27 protein-coding genes are annotated in these 23,802 nt (G+C 67.6%); 10 read left to right on the top strand and 17 right to left on the bottom strand.

All coding sequences use genetic code 11. From position 1 onward, the window contains the following. On the top strand, nt 1-825 hold an 825-nt coding region (locus AWB92_RS17395; RefSeq protein ID WP_085187768.1), incomplete at its 5' end, for a DUF2993 domain-containing protein. Here AWB92_RS17395 and deoC read toward each other — a convergent pair. The 6 genes from deoC to AWB92_RS17365 form a co-directional block, all read right to left on the bottom strand. Next, complete coding sequence (deoC, locus tag AWB92_RS17390; protein WP_085187724.1) at nt 822-1,511, bottom strand: deoxyribose-phosphate aldolase; 690 nt, start codon at nt 1,509-1,511, stop codon at nt 822-824. The genes AWB92_RS17395 and deoC overlap by 4 nt on opposite strands. Further along, the gene (locus tag AWB92_RS17385; protein WP_085187722.1) at nt 1,512-1,931 is read right to left on the bottom strand and encodes a DUF2599 domain-containing protein; all 420 of its coding nucleotides are present in this window, start codon (nt 1,929-1,931) and stop codon (nt 1,512-1,514) included. It lies immediately after the preceding gene. A 4-nt stretch (nt 1,932-1,935) separates the two neighbouring features. After that, nucleotides 1,936-2,199 (bottom strand): DUF2516 family protein, encoded by a 264-nt coding sequence (locus AWB92_RS17380; RefSeq protein WP_081665208.1) that lies wholly within the window; start codon nt 2,197-2,199, stop codon nt 1,936-1,938. Between the two features lie 101 nt (nt 2,200-2,300). Further along, nucleotides 2,301-2,894, bottom strand: a complete 594-nt coding sequence (gene hbhA / locus AWB92_RS17375) for a heparin-binding hemagglutinin HbhA (protein WP_068112711.1) — start codon at nt 2,892-2,894, stop codon at nt 2,301-2,303. A gap of 146 nt (nt 2,895-3,040) precedes the next feature. Beyond that, the gene (locus AWB92_RS17370) at nt 3,041-3,460 is read right to left on the bottom strand and encodes a helix-turn-helix transcriptional regulator (protein WP_068127036.1); all 420 of its coding nucleotides are present in this window, start codon (nt 3,458-3,460) and stop codon (nt 3,041-3,043) included. A gap of 84 nt (nt 3,461-3,544) precedes the next feature. Then, nucleotides 3,545-4,885: a DUF445 domain-containing protein gene (locus tag AWB92_RS17365; protein WP_241523494.1), complete on the bottom strand. Its 1,341-nt coding sequence runs from the start codon at nt 4,883-4,885 to the stop codon at nt 3,545-3,547. Nucleotides 4,886-5,021: 136 nt separating this feature from the next. Here AWB92_RS17365 and AWB92_RS17360 point away from each other — a divergent pair, with 136 nt between their 5' ends. The 3 genes from AWB92_RS17360 to pcaA all read left to right on the top strand — a co-directional run bounded on the left by AWB92_RS17360 (nt 5,022) and on the right by pcaA (nt 7,757). Beyond that, complete coding sequence (locus AWB92_RS17360; RefSeq protein ID WP_067151728.1) at nt 5,022-5,723, top strand: TetR/AcrR family transcriptional regulator; 702 nt, start codon at nt 5,022-5,024, stop codon at nt 5,721-5,723. Between the two features lie 12 nt (nt 5,724-5,735). Then, nucleotides 5,736-6,749: a prenyltransferase gene (locus tag AWB92_RS17355; protein WP_085187716.1), complete on the top strand. Its 1,014-nt coding sequence runs from the start codon at nt 5,736-5,738 to the stop codon at nt 6,747-6,749. A gap of 144 nt (nt 6,750-6,893) precedes the next feature. Next, complete coding sequence (pcaA, locus tag AWB92_RS17350; protein WP_068181503.1) at nt 6,894-7,757, top strand: cyclopropane mycolic acid synthase PcaA; 864 nt, start codon at nt 6,894-6,896, stop codon at nt 7,755-7,757. A gap of 24 nt (nt 7,758-7,781) precedes the next feature. On the opposite strand, the gene AWB92_RS17345 is transcribed toward pcaA, so the two are convergent. From AWB92_RS17345 to AWB92_RS17330, 4 genes are all read right to left on the bottom strand, one after another. Next, nucleotides 7,782-8,642 (bottom strand): cyclopropane mycolic acid synthase family methyltransferase, encoded by an 861-nt coding sequence (locus tag AWB92_RS17345; RefSeq protein ID WP_085187714.1) that lies wholly within the window; start codon nt 8,640-8,642, stop codon nt 7,782-7,784. A gap of 83 nt (nt 8,643-8,725) precedes the next feature. After that, nucleotides 8,726-9,583, bottom strand: coding sequence for a 3-hydroxybutyryl-CoA dehydrogenase (locus tag AWB92_RS17340; RefSeq protein WP_085187711.1), 858 nt, complete (start codon nt 9,581-9,583; stop codon nt 8,726-8,728). An 86-nt stretch (nt 9,584-9,669) separates the two neighbouring features. Beyond that, on the bottom strand, nt 9,670-10,956 hold the full coding sequence (gene aceA, locus AWB92_RS17335) for an isocitrate lyase (protein WP_068128006.1): 1,287 nt from the start codon (nt 10,954-10,956) through the stop codon (nt 9,670-9,672). Between the two features lie 286 nt (nt 10,957-11,242). Continuing rightward, on the bottom strand, nt 11,243-12,037 hold the full coding sequence (locus tag AWB92_RS17330; protein ID WP_085187708.1) for an acyl-[acyl-carrier-protein] thioesterase: 795 nt from the start codon (nt 12,035-12,037) through the stop codon (nt 11,243-11,245). Nucleotides 12,038-12,199: 162 nt separating this feature from the next. Between AWB92_RS17330 and ramB the strand changes: the two genes are divergently transcribed. Beyond that, nucleotides 12,200-13,624: an acetate metabolism transcriptional regulator RamB gene (gene ramB, locus AWB92_RS17325; protein ID WP_068181488.1), complete on the top strand. Its 1,425-nt coding sequence runs from the start codon at nt 12,200-12,202 to the stop codon at nt 13,622-13,624. Then, nucleotides 13,621-14,178, top strand: coding sequence for a carboxymuconolactone decarboxylase family protein (locus tag AWB92_RS17320; RefSeq protein ID WP_241523493.1), 558 nt, complete (start codon nt 13,621-13,623; stop codon nt 14,176-14,178). The genes ramB and AWB92_RS17320 overlap by 4 nt, the downstream gene beginning before the upstream one ends. Here AWB92_RS17320 and AWB92_RS17315 read toward each other — a convergent pair. The 6 genes from AWB92_RS17315 to adh form a co-directional block, all read right to left on the bottom strand. Then, nucleotides 14,175-14,459, bottom strand: coding sequence for a hypothetical protein (locus AWB92_RS17315; RefSeq protein ID WP_085187705.1), 285 nt, complete (start codon nt 14,457-14,459; stop codon nt 14,175-14,177). The two genes, AWB92_RS17320 and AWB92_RS17315, sit on opposite strands and share 4 nt — an antisense overlap. A gap of 7 nt (nt 14,460-14,466) precedes the next feature. After that, nucleotides 14,467-15,864 (bottom strand): dihydrolipoyl dehydrogenase, encoded by a 1,398-nt coding sequence (gene lpdA / locus AWB92_RS17310; RefSeq protein ID WP_085187702.1) that lies wholly within the window; start codon nt 15,862-15,864, stop codon nt 14,467-14,469. A 69-nt stretch (nt 15,865-15,933) separates the two neighbouring features. Then, a complete protein-coding gene (locus tag AWB92_RS17305; RefSeq protein WP_085187699.1) occupies nt 15,934-16,467 on the bottom strand; it encodes a hypothetical protein in 534 nt (177 codons plus the stop codon). After that, nucleotides 16,460-16,738: a putative holin gene (locus AWB92_RS17300; RefSeq protein WP_068128031.1), complete on the bottom strand. Its 279-nt coding sequence runs from the start codon at nt 16,736-16,738 to the stop codon at nt 16,460-16,462. Before AWB92_RS17300 ends, AWB92_RS17305 begins: the two co-directional genes overlap by 8 nt. A gap of 19 nt (nt 16,739-16,757) precedes the next feature. Then, nucleotides 16,758-17,288, bottom strand: coding sequence for a DUF779 domain-containing protein (locus AWB92_RS17295; protein WP_085187696.1), 531 nt, complete (start codon nt 17,286-17,288; stop codon nt 16,758-16,760). After that, the gene (gene adh, locus AWB92_RS17290) at nt 17,288-18,811 is read right to left on the bottom strand and encodes an aldehyde dehydrogenase (protein WP_085187693.1); all 1,524 of its coding nucleotides are present in this window, start codon (nt 18,809-18,811) and stop codon (nt 17,288-17,290) included. The genes AWB92_RS17295 and adh overlap by 1 nt, the downstream gene beginning before the upstream one ends. A gap of 66 nt (nt 18,812-18,877) precedes the next feature. Here adh and AWB92_RS17285 point away from each other — a divergent pair, with 66 nt between their 5' ends. Beyond that, a complete protein-coding gene (locus AWB92_RS17285; protein ID WP_085187690.1) occupies nt 18,878-20,926 on the top strand; it encodes a prolyl oligopeptidase family protein in 2,049 nt (682 codons plus the stop codon). Between the two features lie 44 nt (nt 20,927-20,970). After that, on the top strand, nt 20,971-21,213 hold the full coding sequence (locus AWB92_RS17280) for a hypothetical protein (protein WP_085187687.1): 243 nt from the start codon (nt 20,971-20,973) through the stop codon (nt 21,211-21,213). On the opposite strand, the gene AWB92_RS17275 is transcribed toward AWB92_RS17280, so the two are convergent. Beyond that, entirely contained in the window at nt 21,200-22,456 is a 1,257-nt protein-coding gene (locus tag AWB92_RS17275; protein ID WP_085187684.1) for a hypothetical protein, read from the bottom strand. The genes AWB92_RS17280 and AWB92_RS17275 overlap by 14 nt on opposite strands. Nucleotides 22,457-22,535: 79 nt before the next feature. On the opposite strand from AWB92_RS17275, the gene AWB92_RS17270 reads away from it, so the two are divergent. Continuing rightward, nucleotides 22,536-22,847, top strand: a complete 312-nt coding sequence (locus AWB92_RS17270) for a hypothetical protein (protein ID WP_068103140.1) — start codon at nt 22,536-22,538, stop codon at nt 22,845-22,847. Nucleotides 22,848-22,854: 7 nt separating this feature from the next. Then, the gene (locus tag AWB92_RS17265) at nt 22,855-23,763 is read left to right on the top strand and encodes a crotonase/enoyl-CoA hydratase family protein (RefSeq protein ID WP_085187681.1); all 909 of its coding nucleotides are present in this window, start codon (nt 22,855-22,857) and stop codon (nt 23,761-23,763) included. The last annotated feature ends 39 nt before the right edge of the window (nt 23,764-23,802 follow it).

The raw sequence follows: 23,802 nt of genomic DNA, 5'->3' as shown, positions 1-23,802 counted from the left end.
CACGTAGCTCATCGAGCCCCGCCCGCGGGCCCGACGGAGAAGCTGGCCACCCCCGACCAAGAGCCGGCACCGGTGAAGAAGAAACGACGCCTCCTTCGCGACCCGCTGTCCATCGCGCTGATCCTGATCATCGTTTTCGCGCTCCTGCTCGCCGCGTTGATCGGGGGCGAGCTGTACGTCCGCCACGAGGCGAACTCCAAGGTCGCCCAGGCGGTGGCGTGTGAGGTCAAGGACCAGGCCACCGCGTCCTTCGGCGTGACGCCGCTGATGCTGTGGCAACAGGCCACGAAGCACTACACCAACATCTCGGTGCAGACGGCCGGCAACAACATCCGCGATGCCAAGGGCATGAAGCTCAACCTCAACATCCGCGACGTCCGGCTCCAGTCGACCGCCAACGCGAAAGGCACCATCGGCTCGCTGGACGCCACCATCACGTGGACCAGTGACGGGATCAAGCAGTCGGTGCAGAACGCGATCCCGGTCCTGGGTCCGTTCGTCACCAACAGCGTGACGACTCACCCGGCCGACGGCACCGTCGAGTTGAAGGGCATGTTGGACAACATCACCGCCAAGCCGGTGGTGTCCGGCACCGGGCTGCAGCTGCAGATCGTCAGCTTCAACGCGCTGGGCTTCACCATGCCGAAGGAATCGGTGCAGTCGACGCTGGACGACTTCACCGCCAATTTCACCAAGAATTACCCGCTGGGCATCCACGCCGACAGCGTGCAGGTCACCGATACCGGTGTGACAAGCCACTTTTCGACGCAGAACGCCACCATCCCGAACGACAACACCACCGACCCCTGCTTCGCCAACCTCTAAGGGTCGCCGGCGAGCCCGTCGAGCACCGCCCGGCTGGCCGACAGGCCGAGCCGGGTGGCACCGGCATCCAGCATCGCTAGCGCGTCGGCGGCCGTGCGGATGCCGCCGCTGGCCTTGACGCCCAGCCGCCCGCCGACCGTCTCGGCCATCAGGGCGACGGCGTCCACCGAAGCCCCGCCCGCCGGGTGAAAGCCGGTCGAGGTCTTGACGAAGTCGGCGCCGGCGTCCTCGGCGGCGCGGCACACGTCCGCCAGCATGTCCCCGTCCGGGCGCGCCAGCAGCACCGCCGATTCCACGATGACCTTGAGCACGGCCCGGGGCACCGCGGCCCGCACCGCCTCGATGTCGCGTCGCACGGCATCGATGTCGCCGGCCAGCGCGGCGCCGATGTCGATGACCATGTCGATCTCGCCGGCGCCGGCCTGCACGGCCAGCGCGGCCTCGCGCGCCTTGACCTCCGGCACGTGCTTGCCCGACGGAAAGCCCGCCACCGCCGCCACCCGGAGACCGGAGCTGGCGGCGTGCGACGCTGCCGGGACCATCGACGGTGAGACGCACACGGCGTAGACACCGAGGTCGGCCGCCTCGGCGACGAGCGCGGCCACGTCGGCGCGGGTGGCCTCGGGCTTGAGCAGGGTGTGGTCGATCAGGGCCGCCAGCTGGGCCCGCGTGGGTTGGCTCGCCAACTAAAACCCTTCTTCCGGACCGCCGGGGTTGCAGCCGGTGGCGAACATTTCGGCGTCGTCGACCACCGGGCGCCAGGGCTCGAGGTTCCAGCTGGTCTTGCCCGGCTGTACGAACTCGGCGAGCTGCCAGTGGCAGACGAACTGAGCGCGCATGCCGGGGGTGTCGGCGTCCGGCGCCAGCGCGAGCACCTCGGCCCACGCCTCGTCGGCCTGCGACGCGGTGCCCGGTTGCCTGGCCGCCATCCGCCCGGACGGTGTGGGAAACACCCGCAGGCTCGGCAGGCCCTGCCAACGGGACCACTGGGCGTGGTCGACGAACGGGGGCGCTGGGGTGTCGTCGGCACGGGCGACGGACGCCGGGGCCGGCGGGCCCAGCAGCGCGACCAACACCACCGCCGGCGCGGCCAGCAGGGCCTTCATCCGGCTAGCGCGACTTGCCCTGAATCTCAAGAAGTTTCGGCCGCACGTCGACCAGATATACCCCGGCGGCGCAGGCGGCGATGGCCATGCCCAGCACGCCGAACACGAAGCTCAGCACGGAGGAGAGCGCCACAGCCACGCCGAGGATCACCAACCACACGGGCTTGGTCAGCTTGTCTGCGGCGGTATAGGCGTCGGTTCGTTGCAGCGCTGCGTGCACGAACGCGTACACGGCCGTCAGCGCGACGGCGATCTGCAGGACGAACATGACGATGCTCACGGCGTGGGTCACGCATCAAGGGTATGCGGGCACCGTCCAAAACGTCGACTCCGAGTTGCCCGGGGACAACTCGGAGTCGCGCGTGGAGGTTACTTCTGGGTGACCTTCTTGGCCGACGCCTTCTTGGCCGGAGCCTTCTTGGCCGGAGCCTTCTTGGCGGGGGCCTTCTTGGCCGTGGCCTTCTTGGCCGACTCGGCCTTCTTGGGCAGGTCGATGCCGACCAGCTTGGCGGCGCGCTCGCCGACCGCGCGGGTCTGCGACGCGACGGTGCCGAGCGCCTCCTGGGTCAGCTCGACGGCCTGATCGACGTAGCCCTCGGCACGCGCCGACGCGTCCTCGAAGGGCCGCTGGCTGCGCAGGCGCTCCAGGGCGGCCTCGCCGCGGTCGACCAGCTCGTTGTAACGGCTGGTCGCGGCCTCCAGGTAACCCTCGGCGGCCTTGCGCAGCTCCTCGGAGGTGAAACGCTCGCGCAGCTCGGTGAACTGCTCGGGCAGGTCCTCCTGCAGCTTGGACAGGCGGGCGCGGCGCTCCTCGACCCGGCTGCGGGTCTCGGTGCGGGTCTCTTCGGCCCGCTCACGCAGGTTGGTGATCAGATCATTGACGGTGGCGAGAGCCAGGTCGGCCGCGCCGAGCGCCGCCAGCAACGGAGCCCGCAAGTCGTCGACGTTGGGGTTTTCAGCCATGGTGTTTCCTTTCATAATTTGTTTCTTATTGGGGTTACTGCGACTTCGATGGGCCTGGCGTCAAACCCCTTCCCTTCGGGTAACCAAGCGCCCTGGCATCTATGCGTCACCAACTCATTGGTGTCACTGGCGCGACTGCGAACGCGTCACTCGTCGCTGTCAGGTTCGCTCGGACTCTCCTCGAAATTGGATTCGTTCTGCTCGGCGAATGACGCATAGATGTCGAGCAGGATCTGCTTCTGGCGCTCGGTGATCGCCGTGTCGGTGATGATGGCGTCGCGCACCTGGTTCTTGTCGCTGGGCTCGAGGATCCCGGCCCGCACATAGAGCACCTCGGCGGAGATCCGCAGCGCCTTCGCGATCTGGCTCAGGACGTCGGCGGACGGCTTGCGCAGTCCACGCTCCACCTGGCTCAGGTACGGGTTGCTGACGCCGGACCGCTCGGCGAGCTGCCGCACCGAGACCTGCGCGTTCTCACGCAGGTCGCGGATGAAGCTGCCGAGGTCGGAGGCCATGTCGGAGGCCGCCGTCGAAACCTTGGCGGAGAGCTTCTCCTCCTGCGGCATCGAGTACTCCTCGGGTCGGGTGGCCTGGCTTACGGCAACAGACTACGACCCAGTGCTTGCTTTTGCAAGCACTTGTTAGCACCCCTAGAAAAGCAGCTGGGCGACGGCGTAGATGATCAGCCCCGCCAAGGACCCGACGACCGTCCCGTTGATCCGGATGAATTGCAGGTCGCGGCCCACGTGCAGTTCGATGCGCCGGCTGGCCTCCTCCGCGTCCCAGCGCTCGATCGTGTCGGTGATGATCGCGGTGATTTCCACCCCGTACTCGGAAACCAGGTGCTGGGCGGCCCGCACGATCCAGCTGTCGACCTTGTCGCGCAGGTCGGCGTCGTCGCGCAGCGACTCGCCGATCCGCACCACGGTGTCGGCGATGCGGGTTCGCAACGTGCTGGACGGGTCGTCGACGCCCTCGAGCACCAGCCGCTTCAGCGTCTTCCAGGCCGTCGCGGCCGCGGTGGCGATCTCGTCGCGCGCCATCAGCTGTTCCTTGACCGCATCCGCGCGCGCGATGGTCTCCGGATCGTGCTGCAGGTCGTCGGCGAACTCGAACAGGAAACGCGTCGCCGAACGGCGCAACTCGTGGTCGGGGTTGCGGCGCACCTTGTCGGTGAAGTCCATCAACTCGCGGTGGATCCGGTCGCCGACGAGGTGGTCGATGAACCGGGGCGACCAGCTCGGCGAGTCACGCTCGACGACGCGCTGGATCACCTCCCCGGCGTTCAGCGACCACTGGAACGCCCGGTCGGCCAACAGTTGGATCAGGGCCTCCTGGCGGTTCTCGGCCAGCAGGGTCGCCAGCACCCGGCCGACCGGCGGGCCCCACTGCGGTTCGGCGATGCGGCGCACGATCATCCGGTCGATCACCTGCTGGACGTCCTCGTCGCGCAACAGCTCCACCAGCACCCGCAGCACCGTCGCCGTCTCGCCGGCCACCCGCTCGGCGTGGGCGGCCTCCGACAACCACTTACCGAGCCGGCTGGGCACCTGGGCGTCGCGCAACTTGGTCTCGACGACGGGCGGCGACAGGAAGTTCTCCCGCACGAAGGTCCCCAGGCCCTCGCCGAGCTGGTCCTTCTTGCGCTTGATGATCGCGGTGTGCGGAATCGGTATGCCCAGCGGGTGCTTGAACAGCGCGGTGACCGCGAACCAGTCGGCCAGCGCGCCCACCATCCCGGCCTCCGCGGCCGCACCGACGTAGCCCACCCAGGTCGCCGTGACGGCATGGGCCTGCGCCCACCGGCAGGCCAGGAACAGGCCCGTGGCGCCGACCAGGAAGCTCAGCGCCACCAGCTTCATCCGGCGCAGCGCCACCCGCCGCTCGGCGTCGGCCTCCGGATCCGCCCCGGCGAACGATTCCGCCAGGGACGTCGGCCTCGCTGTGGGCGGGCCCGCTGCTCCGCCCCCAGGGGAGGCTCGGTGTGTCACCACACCATCATGTCTCGCCGCGGCCGGTTAGTGTTACTGCCCTGCTTGGACAGCCCCCGCTCACGCGGCCCGTCCGCCAAAAGGCCCCCGGCAAGCCGTAGTATCAGGGGCGTCTGATGAGTGAGAAGCGGCGACAGTGGCAGAGCGGATCCGGGCTGTGACCGTAAAGACGGATGGTCGCAAGCGGCGCTGGCACCAACACAAGGTGGAGCGCCGCAATGAGCTGGTGGACGGCACAATCGTGGCGATCCGGCAGCGCGGCCGCTTCCTGAGCATGGACGAGATCGCGGCGGAGATCGGGGTCTCCAAGACCGTGCTGTACCGCTACTTCGTCGACAAGAACGACCTGACCACCGCGGTGCTGATGCGCTTCGCGCAGTCGACGCTGATTCCCAACATGGCGGGCGCGCTGACTTCCAACCTCGACGGCTTCGACCTGACCCGCGAGATCATCCGGGTGTATGTCGAGACGGTTGCCGACGAACCGGAGCCGTACCGGTTCGTGATGGCCAACAGCTCGCCGACCAAGAGCAAGGTGATCGCCGACTCCGAGCGAATCATCGCCCGCATGCTGGCAATGATGCTGCGCCGTCGCATGCAGGAGGCCGGGATGGACACCGGCGGCGTGGAGCCCTGGGCCTACATGATCGTCGGTGGCGTGCAGCTCGCGACCCACTCGTGGATCTCCGACCCGCGGATGACCGCCGACGAGCTGATCGACTACCTGACCATGCTGAGCTGGAGCGCGATCTGCGGCATCGTCGAGGCGGGCGGGTCGCTGGAGAAGTTCCGCGAGCAGCCACACCCGTCCCCGATCGTGCCGCCGCGGGCGCCATGACATCGGGCCCCGATGGCTGACGTGAGCGCCGGCTCGCGCCTCCGGTCGTGGGCCTACGCGCTTCGCACCACCAACCCGCCCCCGGACGGGCCGGTCGACGCCGTCACGCGGTGGCTCGTGGTCACCCGGGCCGCGGTGCTGCCGATGACCCTGGTCTCCGGGCTGGTGGCGGCCCTGCTGGCGATCGGCAAACCCGGGCTGGACTGGCGCTGGCTGGTCCTCGCTGTGCTGGGCATCACGCTTGCGCACACCGCAAACAACCTGATGAACGACCTCTACGACACCCAGGTCGGCACCGACAGCGCCACCTACCCGCGCGCCCTGTACGCCCCGCATCCGGTGCTGTCGGGGCTGATCAGCCGGCGCACACTCGGGCTGGCGATCCTGGCGGTCAACGTCGCGGATCTGGCCATCCTGGTAACGCTGGCGTGGGCGCGGGGGTGGCCGGTGGTGGCGTTCGCGCTCGGCGGGTTCGCCCTCAGCGTCGCCTACACGGCGCCACCGCTGCGGCTGAAGAAGCGCGGCCTCGGCGAACCGGACGTATTCGTGGTGTGGGGACCGCTGATGGTGTGCGGCACCTACTACTCCGCGGTGGGCGCGGTCGGGTGGGACGTCGTCGTCGCATCGCTGCCCTACGGGCTGCTGTGCACGACGGTGTTGATGGGCAAGCACATTGACAAGATCCCCTACGACGAGCCGCTTGGCATCCGGACCCTGCCCGTCCTGCTCGGTGAGGCGCGCGCCCGGGCCGTCACGCTGGGCATGATGGTCGGCTTCTACGCGCTGGTGGCCATCGCCGTCGTCGTGGGGGCGATGCCCTGGCCTGCATTGATCGTCGTGTTGGCGCTGCCGCGGCTGGCGAAGGTGTGGCCGTATTTCCGCCGGCCGAGGCCCGACGGACCGCCACCGAACTTCCCGGTGTGGCCGCTGTGGTACGCGGCGTTGGCCTGGGTGCACGTGCGCCAGGCGGGGGCGTTGCTGGTCCTGGGGCTCGCCGTCGGCGCCGTGTTGCGCACGGCTGTGTGACGTACGTGTGACGCAAAGCCGACTTTGGAATGCGACTTGTACGGCCTTAACGGCTAGCATGCAGGGGATGCATCGGGGGTGAACCGCGGCGCATGGTCGCCAGGCCGCCCGGAAACCCCGAGATACAGAAAGGCCCTACCACTCATGTCCGTGCAGCTCACGCCGCATTTCGGGAACGTGCAGGCGCACTACGATCTGTCCGACGACTTCTTCCGGCTGTTCCTGGACCCGACCCAGACCTACAGCTGCGCCTACTTCGAGCGCGACGACATGACGCTCGAGGAGGCGCAGCTCGCCAAGATCGACCTGTCGCTGGGGAAGCTCGGGCTCGAGCCGGGGATGACGCTGCTCGACATCGGCTGCGGCTGGGGAGCCACGCTGCGGCGCGCCATCGAGAAGTACGACGTCAACGTCGTGGGCCTGACGCTGTCGGAGAACCAGGCCGAGCACGTCCAGCAGATGTTCGACGGGCTGAACACGAACCGCTCGGCGCAGGTGCTGCTGGAGGGCTGGGAGAAGTTCGACGAGCCCGTCGACCGCATCGTCTCTATCGGCGCCTTCGAGCACTTCGGCCGGCAACGGTGGGGCCACTTCTTCAAGATGGCCTACCGGGTGCTGCCGGCCGACGGGGTCATGCTGCTGCACACCATCTCGCGTCCGACCTTCAAAGAGGCCAGGGCCCAGGGCACCCCGTTGACCCACGAGGTCGTTCACTTCACCCAGTTCATCCTGGCCGAGATCTTCCCCGGCGGATGGCTGCCGACGATCCCGTCGGTCGAAGAGCACGCCGGGGACGCCGGTTTCAAGGTGACCCGGATCCAGTCGCTTCAGCTGCACTACGCCAGGACGCTGGAAATATGGGCCGCGGCGCTCGAGTCCAACAAGGACAAGGCCATCGCGATCCAGTCGGAGAAGGTCTACGACCGGTACATGAAGTACCTCACCGGCTGCGCCAAGTTGTTCCGCCAGGGCTACACGGACGTCAACCAGTTCACGTGTGAGAAGTGACCGGCGGCGCCGGCCCCCAGGACGTTACTTGGCCAGGGTGAACTGGCCGACGTTGCTGATTCCCTTGCGGAAGAAGTCCTCGCACCCCGTCAAATAGTGCATATAGCGCTCGTAGACTTCCTCGGACTGGATGGCGACCGCCTTTTCTTTGTTCGCCGCCAGGTTGGCCGCCCAAATATTCAGCGTCCGTTCATAATGCTCGCGCAGCAATTGCACTTTTTCGACACTGAATCCGGCGGCATCCGCCAGCGCGAAAATATCTTCCTGCGCCGGCAACTGCCCGCCCGGGAAGATTTCCGTGTAGATAAATCGCGTGAACCGCACGTCGCTCATCGTCAAAGCGATGCCGCGTTCGTGCATCTGCTTCTGTGAATGCGCCAAAATTGTGTGCAGGAGCATCGTGCCGTCGTCGGGGAGGATGTCATAGGCGCGGTCGAAAAACGCGGGCCAACGCTCGGCCTTGAACGCTTCAAATGCTCCGATGCTGACGATCCGGTCGACCTTGTCGTCGAACTCTTCCCAGCCCTGCAACCGCACTTCGACGTTGCGCTCGGTCGGGATCCCCGCCAGCCTGGTTCTGCTGTATTCGAACTGGTTGCGGCTGAGGGTAATTCCGATCACGTTCACGTCGAACTTCTCGACCGCCCGTTGCAGCGCCCCGCCCCACCCGCAGCCGATATCGAGCAGCGTCATGCCGGGCTCGAGGTTCAGTTTTCCCAGCGCCAGGTCGAACTTCGCATTCTGCGCTTCCTCGAGGGTCATATCGTCTCGCTCGAAGTAAGCGCAGGTGTAGCCCATTGTCGGGTCTAGGAATAGGGCAAAAAACTCGTCCGATACGTCATAGATAGATTGCGACTCTTCGTAATACGGCTCCAACGAAGTCATGGTTGCCCGATACACCTCTCGTTTGTTGACCGGGAGGATGATATCGGATGCGCAGATCGGTTGCTACACAGACACCGGCCGCGTCAGTAAGTATAGAAACCCTGACCGGATTTTTTGCCCAGCCGGCCCGCCTCGACCATGCGCAACAGCAGCGGCGGTGGACCGTATTGCGGTTCTTTGAATTCCTCGAACATTTTATCCGCGATGAGTTTGAGGGTGTCCAGGCCGACGAGGTCGGACAGCCGCAGCGGTCCCATCGGGTGCGACAACCCGGCGACGACGGCCTTGTCGACGTCCTCGACGCTGGCAAAGCCGGCCTCCACCATCCGGATCGCCGAAAGCAGGTAGGGCACCAGCAGCGCGTTGACCACGAAGCCGGACCGGTCCGAGCAGCGCACCACCTGCTTGCCCAGCACCGCGCCGGCGAACTGCTCGGTGCGCGCGGCGGCGGCTTCGTCGGTGACGAGCGTGCACACCAGCTCGACCAGCGGCAACACAGGGACCGGGTTGAAGAAGTGCAGGCCCAGCACGCGCTGGGGATTCTTGGTGGCCGCCGCGACCTTCATGATCGGGATGCTGGAGGTGTTCGACGCCAGCACGGCGTCGGGATCGGTGACGACCCGGTCCAGTTCGGCGAACAGCTCGGCCTTGACGGCCTCGTCCTCGACGATGGCTTCGATCACCAACTGGCGGTCGGCCAGGTCCTTCAGGTTGGTGGTGAAGGTCAGCTTGCCGAGCGCGCTGTCCCGCTCCCGCTCGGTCACCTTGCCGGCGCTGACGCCCCGCTCCAGCGACTTGACGATGCGGTTGCGTCCCGCCGCGATCAGGGCCTCGGTCGGCTCGTACACCGTCACGTCGACTCCCGCGCGGACGGAGACCTCGGCGATGCCGGAGCCCATCTGCCCGGCACCGACCACCCCGACCCGTTCGATCGCTGCCATTGCTCCTCCTTATATGCGCGAGCAGACGCAAAAGCCCCTAATTGTGCGGCAAAAAGGGTACTTTCGCGTCTGCTCGGCAGACTAACTCAGTGGAACTGGCCCTCTTCGGTGGAACCGGTCAGCGCCGTGGTCGACGAGCTGGGGTCCACGGTGGTGGCGATCCGGTCGAAGTAACCGGCACCGACCTCGCGCTGGTGCTTGGTGGCGGTGTAGCCACGCTCCTCGGCGGCGAACTCGCGCTCCTGCAGCTCGACGTAGGCGCTCATCTGGTTGCGGGCGTAGCCGTAGGCCAGATCGAACATCGAGTAGTTCAGCGCGTGGAAGCCGGCCAGCGTGATGAACTGGAACTTGAATCCCATTGCGGCAAGCTCCTTTTGGAACTTCGCGATGGTGCCGTCATCCAGGTGCTTGCGCCAGTTGAACGACGGCGAGCAGTTGTACGCCAGCATCTGGTCGGGGTACTCGGCCTTGACCGCCTCGGAGAACTTGCGCGCGACCTCCAGGTCGGGGGTGCCGGTCTCCATCCAGATCAGGTCGGCGAACGGAGCGTAGGCCTTAGCCCGCGCGATGCAGGGCTCGATGCCGTTCTTGGTCCGGTAGAAGCCTTCCTTGGTGCGCTCGCCGGTGATGAACGGCTGGTCACGCTCGTCGACGTCGGACGTGATCAGCGTCGCCGCCTCGGCGTCGGTGCGGGCGATCACGACGGTCGGCACGCCGCACACGTCGGCGGCCAGCCGGGCCGAGGTCAGGGTGCGGATGTGCTGCTGGGTCGGGATCAGCACCTTGCCGCCGAGGTGGCCGCACTTCTTCTCCGAGGCCAGCTGGTCTTCCCAGTGCGAACCGGCGACACCGGCCGCGATCAGGGCCTTCTGCAGCTCGTAGACGTTGAGCGCGCCGCCGAAGCCGGCCTCGCCGTCCGCGACGATCGGCGCCAGCCAGTTCTCCACCGACTTGTCGCCCTCGACCTTGGCGATCTGGTCGGCGCGCTGCAGCGCGTTGTTGATCCGGCGGACCACCTGGGGCACCGAGTTGGCCGGGTACAGGCTCTGGTCGGGGTAGGTGTGGCCGGACAGGTTGGCGTCACCGGCGACCTGCCACCCCGACAGGTAGATGGCCTTGAGGCCGGCGCGAACCTGCTGCACGGCCTGGTTGCCGGTCAGCGCGCCCAGCGCGTTGACCCACTCCAGGTCGTGCAGCTCTTCCCACAACACCTCCGCGCCGCGGCGGGCCAGGGTGTGCTCCTCGACAACGGTGCCTTGCAGCGCGACGACGTCCTCGGCGGAGTAGGTGCGCGTGACACCCTTCCACCGCGGGTTGGTGTCCCAGTCGTGCTGGATCTGCTCGGCGCTCTTGGGCGTGCCAACGACAGACATTGGGCTTACTCCTTAAACGGTCTTCAATTGCTGAACTGACGCTGAACGGTCCACGCCACCCGCCTTGCGGCGGTAGCTAGGGCTCAACTTCACTGGCGTGCTAACTCGAAGATGGCACAGCTTGTTCCTGCAGGTCCACCCGTTTCATTTGCCAATTTCGGCAACACCATCGCCCGATTTTGCAAACTTTGCGAAGATGAACGCAAACTTAACCGTTTCAGAAGCTACCGATCAGTAACCATATTTTCGCAGGTCGGACCGCAAATTGAGGGGACCGGCGGTACCGCTATAGCGCGAAGATCGCGGCGACGGCTTTCGTCTCGTCGCCGACGGCATATGTGAGCGTTGTAACAGCCCGATCGGCCAGGTTCGGACCGAATTGATCGGTCGAACCGGCCGGGTGGACGTGCGAGATGATCTCGAGTTTGTCGCCCAGCGCGACCGGCGCCTCGTGCTCGATCGTGGTGCGCAGCGGCCACCGCAGCAGCTCGGGATGCGACGCCAGGTAATCCTCGATCACGCTCCAATACACCGAGTTGTTCATGTGGTCGAACAGGTCGATGTCGGTCACCCGGACGGGGAACTCGTGGATCTCGGTCGCATCGTCGCGGCTGCCCGGCTTGAGATAGCCCTTCCACTTCAGGCGGGTCACCGAAGTGGTCTTGTGCAGGCCCGCCAGGAAGTCGTCGGCGATGCGCGACGGCATCTGCGTCTCCCGGTTGATGTTGATCCAGAAGGCCTCGGACTCGATCAGGCCGCCCTTGCGACCGTCGATGCGGACCCGCATCTCGCACCACCGGTTCGAGGTGCCCGAACACCAGCGCCGGCACCGCAACATGTCCTGAAACTCGATCGGGCGGATCAGGTCGACCATGGTGCGCCGGACGATCCACAGCGGGTGGGTCTCCTCGAAGCCCATCTCGCGCAGCTGGTCCTGGCCGATGTCCTGGATGTGCCGGGCGGCGGCGTCGAGCCGCAACCGGCCGGTGCGGTCGATGTCGGCGACCCGGAGCGGCCACTCGCGACCAAATACATCCGGGTGCCCGTCCGGCACCGGCATCAGTGTCTTGTCCAGGCTCACGGCTGTGCTCCCCGTTCCCTCCGCATCGGTATCCCAGGTTAACCCCGGCCCGCGATGCGAATACTGCCAAAGCGCAACTTCAAAACACCAATCGCGACGCGAAAGCGACGCCCTGCCAAGTCTGCTAACGGCACCTTCGCATCAGCCGGTATTCTTCGTTAAGTGGCAAAAACCTTCGTCGGCTCCCGCGTTCGGCAACTCCGCAACGAGCGCGGGTTTTCCCAGGCCGCGCTGGCCCAGATGCTGGAGATCTCGCCGAGCTACCTCAACCAGATCGAGCACGACGTTCGCCCGCTGACCGTCGCGGTGCTGCTCCGCATCACCGAGGTGTTCGGGGTCGACGCGACCTTCTTCGCCTCCCAGGACGACACCCGGCTGGTCGCCGAGCTGCGCGAGGTCACCATGGACCGCGACCTGGACATCGATGTCGAGCCGACCGAGGTCGCCGAGATGGTCAACGCCCATCCGGTCCTGGCCCGCGCGGTGGTCAACCTGCACCGGCGCTACCGGATCACCACCGCGCAGCTGGCTGCCGCCACCGAGGAGCGCTACACCGACGGCAGCGGCAGCGGGTCGATCACCATGCCCCACGAAGAGGTGCGCGATTACTTCTACCAACGCCAGAACTATCTGCACGAGCTGGACACGGCCGCCGAGGACCTCACGGTCACGATGCGGTTGCACCACGGCGACCTGGCCCGCGAGCTGACCCGCCGGCTCACCGAGGTGCACGGGGTGCACATCACCCGGCGCATCGACCTGGGCGACACCGTGCTGCACCGCTTCGACCCCGGCACGAGGACGCTGGAGATCAGCAACCACCTCTCCTCGGGTCAGCAGGTGTTCAAGTTGGCCGCCGAATTGGCCTACCTCGAGTTCGGCGACCTGATCGACAGCCTGGTGGCCGAGGGCAAGTTCACCAGCGAGGAGTCGCACACGCTGGCACGGCTGGGGCTGGCCAACTACTTCGCGGCTGCCGCGGTGCTGCCCTACCGCCAGTTCCACGACGTCGCCGAGAACTTCCGCTACGACGTCGAGCGGCTGTCGTCGTTCTACTCGGTGAGTTACGAGACCATCGCACACCGGCTTTCGACGCTGCAACGGCCGACGATGCGCGGGGTGCCGTTCTCGTTCGTCCGGGTGGACCGCGCCGGCAACATGTCAAAGCGCCAGTCCGCCACCGGTTTTCACTTCTCGTCCAGCGGCGGGACATGTCCGCTGTGGAACGTCTACGAGACGTTCGCCAACCCCGGCAAGATCCTGGTGCAGATCGCCCAGATGCCCGACGGCCGCAACTACATGTGGGTGGCCCGCACCGTGGAGCGCCGCGCCGCGCGGTATGGTCAGCCCGGTAAAACCTTCGCGATCGGGCTCGGCTGCGAGCTCCGCCACGCGCACCGGCTCGTCTACTCGGAAGGGCTCGACGTCTCGGGAGGACCAGGAACAGTGGCCACACCGATCGGCGCGGGCTGCCGCGTCTGCGAACGCGACAACTGCCCGCAGCGGGCGTTCCCGGCGCTGGGCCGCGCGCTGGACCTCGACGAGCACCGCAGCACCGTGTCCCCGTACCTGGTGAAGCAACCGTGACCGCGCAAAGCGGCCGGATCCCGCCGGGACGCTTCCGCGAGCTGGGGCCGATCAATTGGGTGATGGCGAAGGCGGCCGCGCGCCGGATGGGGGTGCCGGAGATGCACCTGTTCACCACCCTGGGGCAGCGCCGGGCGTTGTTCTGGACCTGGGCGATGTACGGCGGACGGCTGCTGCGGGGCCGGCTGCCGGCGATCGACACCGAGTTGGTGATCCTGCGGGTCGCGCACGCGCGCGGTTGCGAATACGAGCTGCAGCACCACCGCGGGATGGCGCGCCGTCAGGGCCTCGACGACGACCTGCAGGCCGCCATTTTCGCGTGGCCCGAGACGCTGGACCGGGTCGAGGCGCGCCTGACCGTGCGCCAGCAGGCGCTGCTGGCGGCCACAGACGAGTTCGTCAAGGACCGCACGGTCAGCGACGCGACCTGGCGGGAGCTGGCCACTCACCTGGACCGGCGCCAGCTCATCGAATTCTGCTTGCTGGCAAGCCAATACGACGGCCTGGCCGCGACGATGTCGGCGCTGGCCATCCCGTTGGACAAGCCCGGCTAGAAGTAGACGTCGGCCAGCACGGCCAGCGTCAGCGCCAGGGGCGCGACGGGCAGGCCGACGCCGAACCCATACCACGCGTACTTGCCGCGCCGGCGTTGCACGAAAGCCCACAGCACGGCGCACACCGCGAGCACGGCCGAGCCGAGCAGCACCGTCGGGGCCCACCGGCCCACCGCCGCGTTGTCGTCGGCGATCGAAAAGGCCACCAACCACAGGACGTAACCCGCGGCGACCCCGCCGATCGCGCCCACGGTCGTGGCGGTGGTGTCGCTGCCCGTCACGACGAGCTCAGAAGTTGATCATGTGGCCGGTCAAGCCGTGGAAGCATTCCTGCAGCGCCTCGGACATGGTCGGGTGGGTGTGCACGTTGCGGGCCAGCTCGGTGGCGGTCAGGTCCCACTTCTGGGCCAGCGTCAGCTCGGGCAGCAGCTCGGACACGTCGTGGCCGATCAGGTGCCCGCCCAGCAGCTCGCCGTACTTGCTGTCGGCGACCAGCTTCACGAAGCCGCTGGGGTCGCCCACCCCGTGCGCCTTGGCGTTGGCGGTGAACGGGAACTTGGCCACCACGACGTCGTAGCCTTCGTCGCGGGCCTGCTGCTCGGTGAGCCCGAAGCTGGCGACGTTCGGCTGGCAGAAGGTCGCGCGCGGCAGCATGCGGTAGTCGCCGAGGGCCAAAGTCTCTGCGCCGGCGATGGTTTCGGCCGCCACCACACCCATGGCCTCAGCGACGTGGGCCAGCATCAGCTTCCCGGTGACGTCGCCGATGGCGTAGATGTGCTCGACGTTGGTGCGCATGTAGTCGGTGATGCCGATCGCCTTGCGATCGGTCAGCGCGACGCCGGCCGCCTCCAGGCCGTAGCCCTCGACGTTGGGCGCGAAACCGATGGCCTGCAACACCTTTTGGGCCTTGAGGTCCTCGGACTTGCCGTCCTTGCTGACGGTCACGGTGACCACCGAACCGTCGTCGTTTATGGCCTCCACCTTGGTCCCGGTCAAGACCTTGACGCCCAGCTTCTTGAACTGCTTCTCGATCTCCTTGGACACCTCGGCGTCCTCGTTGGGCAGCGCGCGCGGCAAGAACTCGACGATGGTGACGTCGACGCCGTAGTTCTTCAGCACGTAGCCGAACTCCATACCGATGGCCCCGGCCCCGGCGATGACGATCGACTCCGGCAGCTCCCGCGTCATGATCAGTTCCTCGTAGGTGACCACGTTTTCCGACAGCGAGGTGCCGGGCACCAGCCGGGTGCTGCTGCCGGTGGCGATGATGACGTTGTCGAACGTGACCGTCTCGGTCCCACCGTCGTTGAGATCGACCGACAGCGTGTGGGGGTCGGTGAAGCGGCCGTACCCGTGGATCTCGGTGATCTTGTTCTTCTTCATCAAAAAGTGCACGCCGGCGACGCGGCCCTCGGCCACCTTGCGGCTGCGGTCGAAGGCGACGCCGTAGTCGAAGGTCGCGTCGCCGCTGATGCCGAAGGCCTGGGCCTCCTTGGTGAAGATGTGCGCCAGTTCGGCGTTGCGCAGCAACGCCTTGGACGGGATGCAGCCGACGTTGAGGCAGACACCGCCCCAGTACTTCGGCTCGACGATGGCGGTGTTCAGGCCGAGCTGCGCGGCGCGGATGGCCGCGACATACCCGCCGGGACCGGCTCCGAGGACGACGACGTCATAGTGAGAAGTCACGAGCCCACATTAGTGGGCGGTGACTTCTCACTCGACAACGCAGTGGGTCACGAGCCCTACCCTAATGGCCTAGTACGGGATGACGCCGATCAGGCAGTGGCCCGTGTGGGCGCAGTAGTAGTAGCCGTACAGGGGCGCCGCGGCGGCGACGGACGCGAACGGCCCCGACATCACCGCGAGCGACAGCGCGGAGATCAACGCCCTGCCCTCCGCCATCGCCAGCAGCACGCCGCCCACCGCGCACGCCACCACGTACACCAGGACCGTGAACACCGCGGGCGTCTTGTCGATCGAGTGGTACCACCAATAGAAGAGCCCGAGCCCGACCACGCCCGCCACGATCCACCCGCCGAGGAGGACCAGAACGAGGTGCCACCACCGCAGGTACTGGTAGCGACCGGGCACGGCGACCGGTTGCACCGGCAGCCCGCCGCCCTCGGCCCCGGCCTCCCCCTCGGCGGGGACCTCGTTGGTCGCGCCCTTGTCGGCGGGGCCCTCCTTTTCCTCCGGGAGTGACTCGGCCGCTGGCCGCGGGCCGGTGTCGTCGTCGTCGGAAAAGTCCGGGACCCATGACTGGGTGCCCGTGTCCTCCTCGTCAGCCACCGCAGGCCACCCGCAGGGCGAGGAGCACGCCGAACCAACCCGGCCCGAGCGACAGGATGAACGCGCCGAGCGCGGTGACCCAGCGGCGCCCGGAGAACAGGACCGTCAGCAACCCGAACACGGCGGGGACGCCGACCACCAGCGCGACGACGACGTCGGGCCGGATCCTCGCGTGCACCAGCACGGTGAGCGCGACCCCGGCCAAAAACCCGACGGCACAGCCGATCAGCATGGCGCCGGCCAGCTGCCAGGGACGCGGGAGCGGGATCACGCTGACGAGGGTAGCGCCGTCATCGAGTGGGAGGGCTGCACGTTCCCGGCGCGGCCGCTTGATCGGGCGTCACCACCGGGCCGCGCGCCGACGGGCGTTCGCCACGCTCGTAGGCGGCGCCGGTGATGACGGATTCGGCCGCCAGCTCGGCCTGCTCTTCGTCGGTGAAGACGCGCCCGCGCGACAAGAACCGCACGCCCTCGGGCGCCTCGAGGCTGAACCCGCCGCCGCGTCCCGGGACGACGTCGATGACCAGTTGGGTGTGCTTCCAGGTCTGGTACTGCGGGCCCGAGATCCACACCGGCACTCCGTCCCCGACGTCGAGCACGCCGAGCAGCACGTCGCGGTCGCCGACCAGGAAATCCCCGCGCGGGTAGCACATCGGCGACGACCCGTCGCAGCAGCCGCCGGACTGGTGGAACATCACCGGGCCGTGCCGCTCCTGCAGCCGGGCCAGCAGGTCCGCGGCCGCGGCGGTGATCACGGCACCCACGGCATCATGGCGCCGCTTCTCCCCATCGCTGCGCTCTGCATCGTCGCCGGCGCGCATCAGAAGAATCCCTGCGCCTTTTCCGAGTAGGACACCAGCATGTTCTTGGTCTGCTGGTAGTGGTCGAGCATCATCTTGTGGTTCTCCCGGCCGATGCCGGACTGCTTGTAACCGCCGAACGCGGCGTGCGCCGGGTAGGCGTGGTAGCAGTTCACCCACACCCGGCCCGCCTGAATGTCGCGTCCGGCCCGGTAAGCCGTGTTGCCGTCGCGGCTCCACACGCCGGCGCCCAGGCCGTAGAGCGAGTCGTTCGCGATCGAGATCGCGTCGTCGCAGTCGGTGAACGACGTCACCGCCACCACCGGCCCGAAGATCTCCTCCTGGAAGATCCGCATCTTGTTGTTGCCGGCGAAGATCGTCGGCTGCATGTAGTAGCCGCCCGCCAGGTCGCCGCCCAGCTCGGCGCGCTCGCCGCCGCAAATGACCCGCGCGCCTTCGTTTTTGCCGATTTCGATGTAGGACAGGATCTTTTCCATCTGGTCGTTCGACGCCTGCGAACCCAGCATCGTCTCGCTGTCCAGCGGGTCGCCCTGCCGGACCGCCTTGGTGCGGATCGCGGCGAGCTCGAGGAACTCGTCGTAGATGTCGGCCTGGATCAGGCTGCGCGACGGGCAGGTGCACACCTCGCCCTGGTTGAGGGCGAACATCGTGAAGCCCTCCAGCGCCTTGTCCTGGAAGTCGTCACCTTGGGCCATGACATCGTTGAAGAAGATGTTGGGGCTCTTGCCGCCGAGCTCCAGGGTGACCGGGATCAGGTTCTGGCTGGCGTACTGCATGATCAGCCGCCCGGTGGTGGTTTCGCCGGTGAACGCGACCTTGGCGATCCGGTTGCTCGACGCCAGCGGCTTGCCGGCCTCGGCGCCGAAGCCGTTGACCACGTTGAGCACCCCCGCCGGCAACAGGTCGCCGATCAGCGACATCAGGTAGAGCACCGAAACCGGTGTCTGCTCAGCGGGTTTGAGCACCACCGCGTTGCCGGCCGCCAGCGCCGGCGCCATCTTCCAGGCGGCCATCAGGATGGGGAAGTTCCACGGAATGATCTGTCCTACGACCCCGAGCGGCTCGTGGAAGTGGTAGGCGACGGTGTCGTCGTCGATCTGCGAGAGCGAACCCTCCTGCGCGCGCAGGGCCGCGGCGAAATACCGGAAATGGTCGGCCGCCAGCGGGATGTCGGCGGCCAGCGCCTCGCGGACCGGTTTGCCGTTGTCCCAGACTTCGGCCACCGCCAGCGCGGCGGTGTTCTCCTCGATGCGGTCGGCGATCTTGTTCAGGATCGCCGCCCGCTCGGCAGGCGCGGTCTTGCCCCAAGCCGGGGCCGCGGCGTGCGCCGCGTCCAGCGCCTTGTCGATGTCGGCTTCGTCGGAGCGCGCGACCTCGCAGAAGGTCTGGCCGGTGACCGGCGACGGGTTTTCGAAATAGCGGCCGCCCGCGGGGGCCACCCACTGGCCCCCGATGAAGTTCTCGTACCGGGATTCGTACGACATCAAAGCCCCGGCATCGCCCGGACGTGCGAAAACAGTCATCTGTCCGCTCCTCGTTGGACCCTGTGTAACACACCTCACACTACCGCCGGGGCCAGAATGGCTGCCATGACCTCCGAAGGCGCCGCCGCCCCCGAACCGAGCTCGCAAGACCCCTATCTCTGGCTCGAGGACGTCACCGGCGACGACGCGCTGGCGTGGGTGCGCGCCCGCAACGAGCCCACCCTCGCCGAGTTCTGCGACGAAGAGTTCGAGCGGATGCGCGGCGAGGCCCTCGAGGTGCTCGACACCGATGCCCGCATTCCGTATGTGGTCCGACGCGGCGAATACCTCTACAACTTCTGGCGCGACGCCGCCAACCCGCGCGGGTTGTGGCGCCGCACCACGTTGGACAGCTACCGCACCCCCGCCCCGGAGTGGGACGTGCTCATCGATGTCGACGAGTTGGGCCGCCTCGACGACACGAAGTGGGTGTGGGCGGGTGCCGGTGTCATCGAACCCGACCACAGCCGGGCGCTGGTCGGCCTGTCCCGCGGCGGCTCGGACGCGTCGATCGTGCGCGAATTCGACATGCTCACACGCGAATTCGTTTCCGGCGGTTTCGAACTGCCGGAGGCCAAGTCGCAGATCGCCTGGGCCGACCCGGACACGGTGCTGGTCGGCACTGACTTCGGCGCCGATTCGCTCACCGAGTCCGGCTACCCGCGAGTGATCAAGCGATGGCGGCGCGGCACAGCGCTGGAAGACGCGGAGACCGTCTTCGAGGGAGCCCGCTCCGACGTCCGCGTTTCCGCCTCGGTGGATCGGACGCCGGGCTTCGAGCGCACCTTCCTGGGGCGGGCGCTCGACTTCTGGAACGAAGAGGTCTACGAGCTGCGCGGCACGGAGTTGATCCGCATCGACGCGCCCACCGACGCGGGCCTGTCGATGCACCGCGAGTGGATCCTGATCGAGCTGCGCACCGACTGGTACCTCGGCGACGCGACATACGCCGCGGGTTCGCTGCTGGCCGCCGACTACGACGAATTCCTCGCGGGCACGGCGGAATTGCGCGTGGTGTTCGAGCCCGACGAGCACACCGCCCTGAACCACTACGCGTGGACGAAGGACCACCTGCTGATGGTCACGCTGGCCGACGTCGCCAGCCGGGTGGAGATCGTCACCCCGCCCGCGTCACGGGGCGAGTGGCGCCGCGAGCCGGTCGCGGGCATCCCGCCCGCGACCAATACCGTCGTCGCCGCCGCCGACGACAAGGGTGACGAGTTCTTCCTCGATTCCAGCGGATTCGTCACGCCGTCGCGCCTGATGCGGGGTACCGCCGACTCGCCGCTCGAGCCGATCAAATCTGCCCCGGCGTTCTTCGACGCCGAAAACCTCTCAGTTTCACAACATTTCGTCGCGTCCAAGGACGGCACGTCTATCCCGTACTTCGTCGTGCGGCGCGCGGGCTCAGACGGCCCCGGGCCCACGCTGCTGAGCGGATACGGCGGATTCGAAACCGCCAACACGCCTGCCTACAGCGGCGTGCTGGGCCGGCTGTGGCTGGCCCGCGGGGGCACCTACGCCTTGGCCAACATCCGCGGCGGCGGCGAGTACGGACCCGGTTGGCACACTCAGGCGATGCGCGAGAACCGGCACAAGGTCGCCGAGGACTTCGCCGCGGTGGCAACCGATTTGGTGGACCGCGGCATCACCACGGTCGGGCAGCTGGGCGCGCGGGGCGGCAGCAACGGGGGCCTGCTGATGGGCATCATGCTGACCCAGTACCCGGAGAAGTTCGGCGCGCTGGTGTGCGACGTGCCGCTGCTGGACATGAAGCGCTACCACCTGCTGCTGGCCGGGGCGTCGTGGATGGCCGAATACGGCGACCCGGACAATCCCGAGGACTGGGAGTTCATCTCCGAGTACTCCCCGTACCAAAACATTTCGGACACCCCCGACTATCCGCCCGTGCTGATGACCACGTCCACCCGCGACGACCGGGTGCATCCGGGCCACGCCCGCAAGATGACGGCCGCGCTCGAGGCCGCCGGCCACCAGGTCGCCTACTACGAGAACATCGAGGGCGGGCATGCCGGCGCGGCCGACAACGAGCAGGTCGCCTTCAAGTCCGCGCTCAGCTTCTCCTTCCTGTGGCGGATGCTGAGCAACGGTTAAGCTCGAAGGCGATCTAACTAATGTTGTCGAGGAGGGCGTGGATCATGGGAGCACTGAGGTTCATCGGCTTGGCGACAGTGACGGCGATCGCCCCGATCGCGATCGTCCTCGGAGCCGGCCCCGCGCACGCCGACACCGACCTCGGGAAGCCGTGCTCGCCGGCGGGAGCGAAGGTCTGGGGGGTCCCCGGCCCGATCTACTGCGAGCCACAGCCCGACGGGCAGGCGCACTGGGTGTCCATTCCCGTCGACGCCATGTGCGTGGCGTTCTGCGTCAATCATCCGTAGCGGCCTCATCCTCGCTCCGGTTGCGGCGCCCGATCAGCCAGGCGACCACGACCACGGCGATCGCGAGCCCGCCGTACCGCAGCGCCGAAGGCCACCAGGGTTCGGAGTGCGGGGCGGGCTGCTTGAGGGCGGCCAGCGCCGCGAGATAGCTGCCGTTGTCGGTCGGCCCCGCGGCCGGTAGCGACTGGGTCTTGGTGACCCTGATCTGGGCGGGGTTGCTGGGATCGTTCACCTGTCCCCAGGCCAGGGTGGTGTCGTCGAGCAGGAAGGTGTCCTGGCTGCCCGCGGGTTGGCCGGCGTCGTGCCCCAGGACCACGACCTGACCGACTTCGACGGTCTGGTTGTCCGCGGCGATATTGGCGGCGACGTGTTCGTACACCTCCGGGGGCGCCGGTGGGTTGTAGTTCGGCGGCGGCGGCCCGCTCGAGTCCGGCGGCGGTATCCACGCCCCGCCGTAGAAGCTGCCCGCCACCACGTGGCTGTAACCGACCCCGGTGAACGGGAACACGCCGGCGGCGGCGGCGTCGAGCACGATGCGGCCCCCGGCCGGCACGAACGCCTCCCGATAGGCGCCGTCGTAGAAGTAGCGGAACGTCATCGCCTCGCTGAGCGGGTTGAACAGGGCCGGACGGTGATTGTCGTCGTAGTCGACGTACTCCCAGTGCCGGGGGCGCACCAGTTCCTGGTTGTCCGCCTTCACCACGTCGACGTTGCCGTTATGCGCGTCGACCACGTTGCGCACCTGCTGATTGAAGTCGTACACCTGGCTCGGCGGCTCGAGTGGCCTGGCGGGGTTGATCCGCGTCGCCGGAGCGGCCTTGGCGTCCGCAACCTCGTTCGGCGGCACGTCCAGTCCCTTCGGCGGTGCCACCTCCGGGGCGCTTCCTCGCGCACTGGGCGGCAGTTTCGAGGTCTGCACCGGAATCGGGGTAGGGGACGTCGGACTCGGCGGAACGGCGCGGGGCGGCTGCACCGGCGGCGCCGGCTCCAGCGGAACAGGCTCCGGCTCGGGCACCGGCACTCGGGTCGGGGGCGGCTGGGCGGGCCGGGGCGGCGCGGCGCTGTAGCAGACGTTCGCGGTGTGGTACATCTCCACGTAAGACAGGCAGTTCTGGCAGGACACCGGGTTCGACCCATCGCCGGCGCACGGCGCCGCCTGAGCCACACCGGTTGTGGCGGCCGGCACGCCGAGGGGGGCCAGCGCTATCACGGCCGCGGCCACCGCCGGGATAACCTTGCCCATTGCGCACTGCCCGATCAGCCTCGGCAGACCTTCCGACACCCCCACCTGCTGGACATGCTAGCGGCCATAGGATCGTCGCGTGGCAGCCACCGAACGCATCGAACTCACCCTGCTGGCTACCGGTTTGATCTTCGTCGTGGCCGGGGCGGCGCAAGCGCGCTACCGGTTCATCAAAGAACGCCGCCCGGGTCGGCGGTTCTACTGGGCCACCTCGATCATCGGGATCGTCTCGTTCGCGGCCGGGGTGGGCAAGCTCTGGCCTAACGCCGTCGTCGTGGCGGCCATCTTCTCCGCCGTCGTCGCCTTCTCGGCCTACCTGACGACGCCCTATCTGAAGATCGGCGGCCGAATCTACGCGTCGTCGCCGGAAAACCGGCAGCCTGACCCCTAAGGAAGCCATGCCCGACTTCGAGACCCTGCTGTACGCGACGGCCGGCCCGGTCGCCACCATCACGCTGAACCGCCCCGAGCACCTCAACACCATCGTCCCGCCCATGCCCGACGAGATCGAGGCCGCCATCGGGCTGGCCGAGCGGGACCAGGGCGTCAAGGTCATCGTGTTGCGGGGCGCCGGCCGCGCGTTCTGCGCCGGCTACGACTTCGGCGGCGGCTTCCAGCGTTGGGGGGACGCCATGACGACCGACGGCAAATGGGACCCCGGAAAGGACTTCGCGGTGATCACGGCCCGCGAGACCGGACCGCATCAGAAGTTCATGGCCATCTGGCGGGCAACCAAACCGGTGATCGCGCAGGTGCACGGCTGGTGCGTCGGCGGGGGCAGCGACTACGCGCTGTGCGCCGACATCGTGATCGCCAGCGAGGACGCCGTGATCGGCACCCCGTACAGCCGGATGTGGGGCGCGTATCTGACCGGCATGTGGCTGTACCGGCTGAGCCTGGCCAAGGTCAAGTGGCACGCGCTGACCGGGCGGCCGCTGACGGGCGTCCAGGCCGCCGAGGTCGAGCTGATCAACGAGGCGGTGCCGTTCGAGCGGCTCGAGGCGCGCGTCGCCGAGATCGCCGCCGAGCTGGCGCGAATCCCGTTGTCGCAGTTGCGGGCGCAGAAGCTGGTCGTCAATCAGGCCTACGAGAACATGGGCCTGGCCTCGACTCAGCTGCTGGGCGGCATCCTCGACGGCCTGATGCGCAACACCCCCGAAGCGCTCGACTTCATCGAGACGTCCCAGACCCAGGGCGTGCGCGCGGCGGTCGAGCGTCGCGACGGCCCGTTCGGCGATTACAGCCAGGCCCCGCCGGAGCTGCGGCCCGATCCCCGCCACGTCATCGTGCCTGATCGCGATGGATAGTGAGCTCAACTACGAATTTGCCCCGGGCGCCCCATCGAG

It is taken from the genome of Mycobacterium sp. IEC1808, from assembly GCF_002101935.1.
GTDB lineage: Bacteria > Actinomycetota > Actinomycetes > Mycobacteriales > Mycobacteriaceae > Mycobacterium.
The sequence above is the reverse complement of the archived record's forward strand: the minus strand, read 5'-3'. Positions and strand labels throughout refer to the sequence as shown.

Excerpts from the sequence above, each read along its gene's own strand:
- AWB92_RS17385 (WP_085187722.1), bottom strand. The coding sequence starts at position 1,931 with ATGAAGGCCCTGCTGGCCGCGCCGGCGGTGGTGTTGGTCGCGCTGCTG.
- AWB92_RS17380 (WP_081665208.1), bottom strand. The coding sequence starts at position 2,199 with ATGTTCGTCCTGCAGATCGCCGTCGCGCTGACGGCCGTGTACGCGTTC.
- hbhA (WP_068112711.1), bottom strand. The coding sequence starts at position 2,894 with ATGGCTGAAAACCCCAACGTCGACGACTTGCGGGCTCCGTTGCTGGCG.
- AWB92_RS17370 (WP_068127036.1), bottom strand. The coding sequence starts at position 3,460 with ATGCCGCAGGAGGAGAAGCTCTCCGCCAAGGTTTCGACGGCGGCCTCC.
- AWB92_RS17355 (WP_085187716.1), top strand. The coding sequence starts at position 5,736 with ATGGCTGACGTGAGCGCCGGCTCGCGCCTCCGGTCGTGGGCCTACGCG.
- pcaA (WP_068181503.1), top strand. The coding sequence starts at position 6,894 with ATGTCCGTGCAGCTCACGCCGCATTTCGGGAACGTGCAGGCGCACTAC.
- AWB92_RS17345 (WP_085187714.1), bottom strand. The coding sequence starts at position 8,642 with ATGACTTCGTTGGAGCCGTATTACGAAGAGTCGCAATCTATCTATGAC.
- AWB92_RS17340 (WP_085187711.1), bottom strand. The coding sequence starts at position 9,583 with ATGGCAGCGATCGAACGGGTCGGGGTGGTCGGTGCCGGGCAGATGGGC.
- aceA (WP_068128006.1), bottom strand. The coding sequence starts at position 10,956 with ATGTCTGTCGTTGGCACGCCCAAGAGCGCCGAGCAGATCCAGCACGAC.
- AWB92_RS17295 (WP_085187696.1), bottom strand. The coding sequence starts at position 17,288 with ATGCGCGCCGGCGACGATGCAGAGCGCAGCGATGGGGAGAAGCGGCGC.
- adh (WP_085187693.1), bottom strand. The coding sequence starts at position 18,811 with ATGACTGTTTTCGCACGTCCGGGCGATGCCGGGGCTTTGATGTCGTAC.
- AWB92_RS17285 (WP_085187690.1), top strand. The coding sequence starts at position 18,878 with ATGACCTCCGAAGGCGCCGCCGCCCCCGAACCGAGCTCGCAAGACCCC.
- AWB92_RS17280 (WP_085187687.1), top strand. The coding sequence starts at position 20,971 with ATGGGAGCACTGAGGTTCATCGGCTTGGCGACAGTGACGGCGATCGCC.
- AWB92_RS17275 (WP_085187684.1), bottom strand. The coding sequence starts at position 22,456 with ATGGGCAAGGTTATCCCGGCGGTGGCCGCGGCCGTGATAGCGCTGGCC.
- AWB92_RS17265 (WP_085187681.1), top strand. The coding sequence starts at position 22,855 with ATGCCCGACTTCGAGACCCTGCTGTACGCGACGGCCGGCCCGGTCGCC.